The 215-nt window shown below is 62.3% G+C and carries 1 protein-coding gene; it reads right to left on the minus strand.

Annotated features, from left to right (window positions below):
* Nucleotides 1-215, minus strand: a 215-nt coding sequence (locus tag E0L21_RS24890) for an RHS repeat protein (protein WP_131413854.1), incomplete at both ends; no start/stop codon positions are given.

A 215-nucleotide genomic window follows, 5' to 3' on the forward strand; every position in this document is an offset into this window, starting at 1 on the left:
TACGGGTAATACTCTTCCTGGCTGATAAGTTCGCCGCTGCCGTCCACTTCCAGTGCGCTGCTGCCGGTGAGGTTGTCGTAGCTGTAGCGCACCTGGTCATTGTTGATACCGGCGGGCTGCCCGCTTTCCCAGTGCAGGACCCGCACCTGCGCGCGACCGGCTTCTCCGACGGTTATCACCTGGAGAGTTTCCGCGCTGCTGCTGCGCAGTTCCAG

Source organism: Kosakonia quasisacchari (genome assembly GCF_004331415.1).
Lineage (GTDB): Bacteria > Pseudomonadota > Gammaproteobacteria > Enterobacterales > Enterobacteriaceae > Kosakonia > Kosakonia quasisacchari.